Below are 6164 nucleotides of genomic sequence, written 5' to 3'. Positions count from 1 at the left end.
GAGGGCATATTGAAGCGGCTCAAGCATGGCTCAGTGCGCCGCTTCGATCGCGTGCGGCGCGACCATCCATTCCCGGCCCTTGAGCATGCCATGCCAGTAAACCGGCGGCAGGATGGTGTCCTTGAGGAGCCAGGACAGGCGTGAAGGCCGCGTTCCGTCGATCAGCCAGTTTGGAAGGCTAGGCAACAACTTGCCGCCATAGCCGAACTCGGCGAGGACGATCTTGCCCGCCTCGACCGTTAGCGGGCAGGAGCCGTAGCCGTCATAGTCGGCGGCCGGCGGCTTGCCCTCAAGCGCGGCAAGAACATTGACCGCGACGACCGGGGCCTGTTTGCGCGCTGCGGCCATGGTCTTGGCGTTTGAGGCGGAGCAGGCGTCCCCCAATGCGAAGACATTGGGATAGCGCACGTGTTGAAGCGTCGCCTCGTTGACCTCTACGAAGCCGGAGGCCGCCGCGAGCGGGCTGGTGCGCACGAAATCGGGCGCGACCTGGGGCGGCACGACGTGAATCATGTCGAAGCGCTCTTCGACGCGCCGCGTGCCTTCGCCATCCTTACGTTCGAATGTCGCCACCTTTGCAGCGCCGTCGATCGCGACGAGCTTCGATTCAAAGTTCAGGTGCGCGCCGTAGCGCTCGACATATTCCATCAGTGCCGGAACATAGGCGGCAACGCCGAACAGCACCGCGCCCGCAGTGTGAAACTGGACGTCGATGTCGTTCAGGACGCCCGCCTTTTCCCAGCGATGACAGGACAGATACATCGCCTTCTGCGGCGCGCCAGCGCACTTGATGGGCATCACAGGCTGGGTGAACAGCGCCCGTCCGCCCTTGAATTCCTTCACCAGTCTGTCGGTGTAGGGCGCAAGCTCATAGCCATAGTTGGACGTCACACCGTTCTTGCCGATCGCGTCGGCGAGGCCCGGTATCGCATCCCAGTCCAGTTTGATGCCGGGACAGGCAACGAGCACACGGTAGTGCACTTCGCTGCCGTCACCGAGGATCACCTTGTTTCCGTCAGGAGCGAAGCCTGAGGCGGCGGCGCGGATCCAGGTTACTCGGCTGGGCATGACCTGCGCTTCGGTGCGGCGGGTAAATTCCTTGTTGAACACACCCGCGCCAACCATCGTCCAGCCCGGCTGGTAGTAATGCACCTCGGACGGCTCGATAACGGCGATATCAAGCTTGGGGTTGCGCTTCAGGAGGCTGGAAGCCGTCGCAATCCCGGCCGCACCACCACCGACGATCACGACATCGTGAACACGGGCGCCAGGTGCCGACTGGTTTCGGGATGCAACAAGCTCATACAATTTCGTCGATCGTGCGCCGGACCGGCAAAAGGCCAGGATTGGCTTGCGGAGACGCGCAAGTGCACCTGCCATGGCCTCGACATTCGCATCGGTGATCGCCCCCGACACTGCGGGCACATGCGCAAATTCCAGGCCCAGTTGTTCGGCTGCTCCGCGCAGTTCCGCAGCGGCAATCTGACCCGGCTCCTCATCGTCGGGTCGATTGCAGATGATCGCCTTAAAGCCTTGCGCGGCGATCGCGGGAATGTCGGCGAGCGCGAGCTGCGGGGAGACCGCGAAATCCCGGTTAAGCGGCTTGATATCCATGGCTTCTCCTCACTCCCGCTCCAACGCGGGCCTCTTCTCATTGTGTGATGATGCGGTGTGCGGTCATGCCGGCGAGCATGGCGACCACGAAAATCCCCGCCTCTAATGGCGCGATGGCAAGGTCGGCGAGTGCGGGGCCGGGACATAGTCCGCCGATGCCCCAGCCGATGCCGAACAGGATCGCACCGAGGATCAGTTTTGCGTCGAGCAGGCCGGTGCCCGGAAGATCGAAGGCCTCGCAAGCGATCGGCTTGGGCATCCGTTGCTGGACTCGCCAGGCGAGCGCCATAGGCATCAACGCACCAGCCATCACGAAGGCGAGCGTAGGGTCCCATGCCCCGAACAGATCGAGGAAGGCGCGCACCCGCATTGGATCAGCCATGCCGGACACGGTGAGCCCAGCTCCGAACAGGAGGCCGGCAAGCAGCGAGACGGCGGAGGCTTTCACTTGGCCCTGCCGCAGGTCGAAAGACCGAGCGGGCGGTACAGCGGACAGAAGCTGATCGCGCTCGTCAAAAGGAATACGACCGCAAGGATCGCCAAGCCGACACCGAGCCCCCCGCTGATCGTGCCGGTCCACCAGAAATAGCCGATCACTAGCGCCACGATCGTGCGCAGCATCCGGTCGACTGTTCCCATGTTCCTCGTCATGCCCAGTCTCCCCCGATTATCCGTTGATGAAACCGAATGCGCGCATCAGTCCGACGGTAGCAAAGCCACTCGCCATGAATGTCAAAGTGGCGACCATCGACCGGCGCGAGAGTCGGGAGAGGCCGCAGACCCCGTGCCCGCTCGTGCAACCGGAACCGAGCCGCGTCCCGAAACCGACAAGCAACCCGGCAATGACCAGTTGCGGAATCGATCCTGTGAAGCGCGGCGCAGCCTCGCTGGAGACCAGCGTGACGAGCAGTGCTCCCAGAGGAAGCCCGAAAGCGAAGGCGAGCGCTACGGCGCGCGGCGCGCCCATATTGGCAATTCCCGACGCACGGGCGAGCATGCCGCTCGCACCTGCGATACGGCCAAGGCCGAGCAGCATGATCACGGCAGCAAGCCCGATCAGCAGGCCGCCAGCCAACCCGGCAACGGGCATGGCATCAGGGAAGCCGGGCAGCGTCATACCGCGTTGACCGGGATCTTGAGGTAAGTGACGCCATTATCCTCGGCTGGCGGCAGGTGCCCAGCACGCATGTTCACTTGCACCGAGGGCAGGATCAGGCGCGGCATCGAAAGCGTCTTGTCGCGGGCTTCACGCATGGCGACGAATTCGTCTTCGCTAACCCCTTCATGGATATGGACGTTGGCCTTGCGCTGAGCCTCTACGGTCGTTTCCCAGACATAGTCCTTGCGTCCTTCCGGCAGATAATCGTGGCACATGAAGAGACGAGTTTCCGGCGGCAGCGACAAAAGCCGCATCGCAGAGTGATAAAGAGTGCGGGCATTGCCGCCGGGAAAATCAGCGCGGGCGGTGCCGTAGTCGGGCATGAACATGGTATCGCCGACAAAGACCGCATCGCCGATCACATAGGCGATGCAAGCCGGCGTGTGCCCCGGCGCATGCAACACGGTGACATCGATATTGCCGATACGGAACCGGTCACCATCCTTCCATAGATGGTCGAAATCCGAGCCGTCGCGCTCGAAGTCCGTACCGGCATTGAAAAGCTTGCCGAATGTCTTCTGCACGGTGACGATATGTTCGCCGATAGCGATTTTTCCGCCGAGCTTCTGCTGCAGATAGGGTGCGGCCGAGAGGTGATCGGCATGCGCGTGGGTTTCCAGATGCCAATCGACCGACAAGCCCTTCTCCCCGACATAGGCGAGCACCGCATCTGCTGCAGAGGAGGACGTGCGACCTGAAGCCGGATCATAATCCAACACGCTATCGATGATCGCGGCGCGAAGGCTCTGTGGATCATGAACGACGTAGGTCACCGTAAAGGTTGGCTCGTCGAAGAACGCCTTGATTTGGGGAATCCCGACTTGAGCGGCGGAGATTTGCAACGAGGCTTCTGCTAGCGCGGAGTCGGTCACGGAAAACCTCATAAATTCATATTTACATATATCATGTAATCAAATAATCTTCTTGCGTCAAGTGGCGAGAGTGTCGATGGAGGCATCATGGAAATGGCTCAAAAATCCGACAGCCGGTCACCGCGTATCGGAGAGGTCGCGCCGGATTTCCGCGCCCGCTCGACGGCAGGCGAAATCCAGCTCTCCAAGCTGCGTGGACGGTGGGTGATATTCTTCTCCCATCCGGCGGACTTCACGCCTGTGTGTAGCACGGAATTTGCCGAAATTGCGCGGCGTCAGTCGGAATTTGACGCCCTTGAGACGTCGCTGCTTGGGCTATCGGTCGATAGCCTTTACTCGCACATGGCGTGGGTCCGGGCGATCCGCGAGACGCTTGGTGCCGATGTCCGTTTTCCCATAATTGAAGATCCGAGCATGGCGATCGGGCGTGCCTATGGCATGATCGACGAGCAATCTGCCGACAGCATGGCGATGCGCTCGACATTCTTCATCGACCCTGACGGCGTCATTAGAGCCATCACCTGTTATCCGCACAACGTTGGCCGCTCGGTTGATGAAATGCTGCGAATGCTCAAGGCGCTCAAGGCAGTGGGCAATGCCCAAACCCTGGCTCCTGAAGGATGGCGCGAAGGGAAACCGTTGCTCAGTCCCCCTTCCGACATGACTGAAGATCGCGAGGACTGGTTCTGCCGTTTCGTGGACGCACCATGACGGCAGCGCTTTACGAGGACCGCGATGCTGCTACTGTCGCATCCGATAAGCTCAAGGTCTTTGCGCAACCGCAGCGTCTTATGATCCTGTCCTGCCTGTTGCGTGGTGAGCGCAACGTGTCTGAGATCGGTGAAGCAACAGATATCGCGCAGCCAGCACTCAGCCAGCAGCTCGGCGAATTGCGCCGCGCAAATCTTGTTCAAACGCGCAAAGAGGCCAAGCTGGTCTGGTATACACTTGCCGACGAGAGCGTCGCTTTATGTGTCCGAACCATGGAAGCGATTTTCGGGGGGCTGGGTGAGGTCGACGATCTGCGCACGCCCTCACATCCGAAAAAGCGCACGCCATCTCCGGAGGGTGTTGCCAGTTTCGCTCAAATTATCGATTAGAATTACATTGTGCAGATCGACACAGTGATTGAGCCAGTGTGTTTGAGGCGACGACTGACCATCATATCCAACCACCGCGATCGACCGCTTTCAGCAGAATAGGACGTCTATCGGCGCGAATGGGAACCTCTGGCTTTGGTTGGCAGCCGACGCCACGCGAGCGTCGGCTATCCCCGCACCCCAGCCCTAATCCGGACGGTCGCCTACCGGCCAATTCGGGCCGTTGATATACGAAGGTTTGAAGAGCAGCAGGTGGCTGCAATTTCTAAAATGAAAATCTCATCGTCACCCTGACGGCCGCAGCCGCCGCAGGGCGGAGAGAAAGAACCCACCTCAAATGATCTATGTCAGTGAAGAAGACCGCAAGCGCACCGCGCTTGCGAAGGAGGCCGCTCGCGCATTCGCCGGGATGGTCGGCTGGATGCCTATGCCTTGCACATCGACAATGCCGTCCGTGCTGGCGGACTTCGAATATGCCGACAGCGTCAACACCGTGATGGCGCATTGGCAAAAGAAGCTCTCGCTTACCGGCCTCATCAAAGCCGTTGCCGAGTGCCGAACTGATCTTCTCCTGGTCGAGCCGAGCCACGTCTCAGGGAAGCAGGCGGGCAACTATATCTCGCTCTTGCTGTGCCGCGATGGTGAGGTCCAGATCGTCACGGGCCTCTGTCCGTGGCTTCAGGAACCTGGTGCACCGATCCACCTGGTCACAAATCCTGATGGCGGCGACGAGATGCGCGCATTCATGGTCGATCGCAGCGGCATTCGTCCGCTGCCAACTCTGCCCTGGTCAACCGCAGAAGCAAAACGGCTCGGTTTCTGGACCGCTAGGCGCCACTGGGAATTGGCCATCGGAGGACATTACGCATGAGCGGGAACGGCAATCTCCTATGGCTGGACCGCCTGCCGGTTGGCTGGGCGCAGCTCTACCGCGACCTCCTGTCTGATCTCGCGGCGAACGGCATCGCGGCCTGCGTGGACGAGGCGAAGGAAAAATTCGGATCGCTCCGGATTTATCTCGAGCCCAGGGTTCCCGCAGCTCTGCCCTATATTGCGGCAGCCGAAGAGCGCTCCAAGGTTAGCTGCCAAAAATGCGGCGAGCCGGGAGAACTGCTTATGCGTAATCGCATCGCTGCCACCCTCTGTCCGGTCCACGGCCACGGCTTTTCCAAGCCAGCCAGGCCGCCGGTGGTCACGGTTTGCATAAAGCCGGGGAACATCTCGGACGAGTAGGCGCCGCTGCTGCGGCGAAGGCCAAGTTTGAAGTGGCTCAGGCATCTGAGCAAAAATGGAATGAAAAAGGGGCAAGGCGCGGCACCGCTCGGCTGCCGCGCGCCCTCAACGCGAAAGTCTTACAAATGCAGAATAATGTTACACCGCGCTCCTTCGGGAGCGCGAACGGCTTGCCGTGGATCAAAG

At 60.7% G+C, this 6164-nt stretch carries 9 protein-coding genes; 4 read left to right on the top strand and 5 right to left on the bottom strand.

Features of this window, described 5'->3' with window-relative positions; all coding sequences use genetic code 11:
- Positions 1 to 30: 30 nt before the first annotated feature.
- The 5 genes from AC13EK_RS00145 to AC13EK_RS00125 are packed head-to-tail and all read right to left on the bottom strand — an operon-like array spanning position 31 to position 3645.
- Positions 31 to 1614 carry a bifunctional protein tyrosine phosphatase family protein/NAD(P)/FAD-dependent oxidoreductase gene (locus tag AC13EK_RS00145; protein WP_069335819.1) on the bottom strand — a complete coding sequence of 528 codons (1584 nt, stop codon included), beginning with the start codon at positions 1612 to 1614 and terminating at the stop codon, positions 31 to 33.
- 37 nt (positions 1615 to 1651) lie between these two features.
- Positions 1652 to 2062, bottom strand: a complete 411-nt coding sequence (locus AC13EK_RS00140) for a DUF6691 family protein (protein ID WP_069335818.1) — start codon at positions 2060 to 2062, stop codon at positions 1652 to 1654.
- On the bottom strand, positions 2059 to 2265 hold the full coding sequence (locus AC13EK_RS00135; RefSeq protein ID WP_069335817.1) for a YgaP family membrane protein: 207 nt from the start codon (positions 2263 to 2265) through the stop codon (positions 2059 to 2061). The genes AC13EK_RS00140 and AC13EK_RS00135 overlap by 4 nt, the downstream gene beginning before the upstream one ends.
- Positions 2266 to 2281: 16 nt before the next feature.
- Positions 2282 to 2731 carry a YeeE/YedE family protein gene (locus AC13EK_RS00130; RefSeq protein ID WP_069335816.1) on the bottom strand — a complete coding sequence of 150 codons (450 nt, stop codon included), beginning with the start codon at positions 2729 to 2731 and terminating at the stop codon, positions 2282 to 2284.
- Positions 2728 to 3645, bottom strand: a complete 918-nt coding sequence (locus AC13EK_RS00125; protein WP_069335832.1) for an MBL fold metallo-hydrolase — start codon at positions 3643 to 3645, stop codon at positions 2728 to 2730. Before AC13EK_RS00125 ends, AC13EK_RS00130 begins: the two co-directional genes overlap by 4 nt.
- An 87-nt stretch (positions 3646 to 3732) precedes the next feature.
- Between AC13EK_RS00125 and AC13EK_RS00120 the strand changes: the two genes are divergently transcribed.
- The 4 genes from AC13EK_RS00120 to AC13EK_RS00105 all read left to right on the top strand — a co-directional run bounded on the left by AC13EK_RS00120 (position 3733) and on the right by AC13EK_RS00105 (position 5978).
- Positions 3733 to 4356, top strand: a complete 624-nt coding sequence (locus tag AC13EK_RS00120; protein WP_069335815.1) for a peroxiredoxin — start codon at positions 3733 to 3735, stop codon at positions 4354 to 4356.
- On the top strand, positions 4353 to 4745 hold the full coding sequence (locus AC13EK_RS00115; protein WP_069335814.1) for an ArsR/SmtB family transcription factor: 393 nt from the start codon (positions 4353 to 4355) through the stop codon (positions 4743 to 4745). The genes AC13EK_RS00120 and AC13EK_RS00115 overlap by 4 nt, the downstream gene beginning before the upstream one ends.
- A gap of 337 nt (positions 4746 to 5082) precedes the next feature.
- A complete protein-coding gene (locus AC13EK_RS00110; RefSeq protein WP_069335813.1) occupies positions 5083 to 5616 on the top strand; it encodes a hypothetical protein in 534 nt (177 codons plus the stop codon).
- Complete coding sequence (locus AC13EK_RS00105; protein ID WP_069335812.1) at positions 5613 to 5978, top strand: hypothetical protein; 366 nt, start codon at positions 5613 to 5615, stop codon at positions 5976 to 5978. The genes AC13EK_RS00110 and AC13EK_RS00105 overlap by 4 nt, the downstream gene beginning before the upstream one ends.
- Positions 5979 to 6164 lie beyond the last annotated feature (186 nt).

This window comes from Sphingobium sp. L-44 (assembly GCF_056859495.1).
The sequence above is the reverse complement of the archived record's forward strand: the minus strand, read 5'-3'. Positions and strand labels throughout refer to the sequence as shown.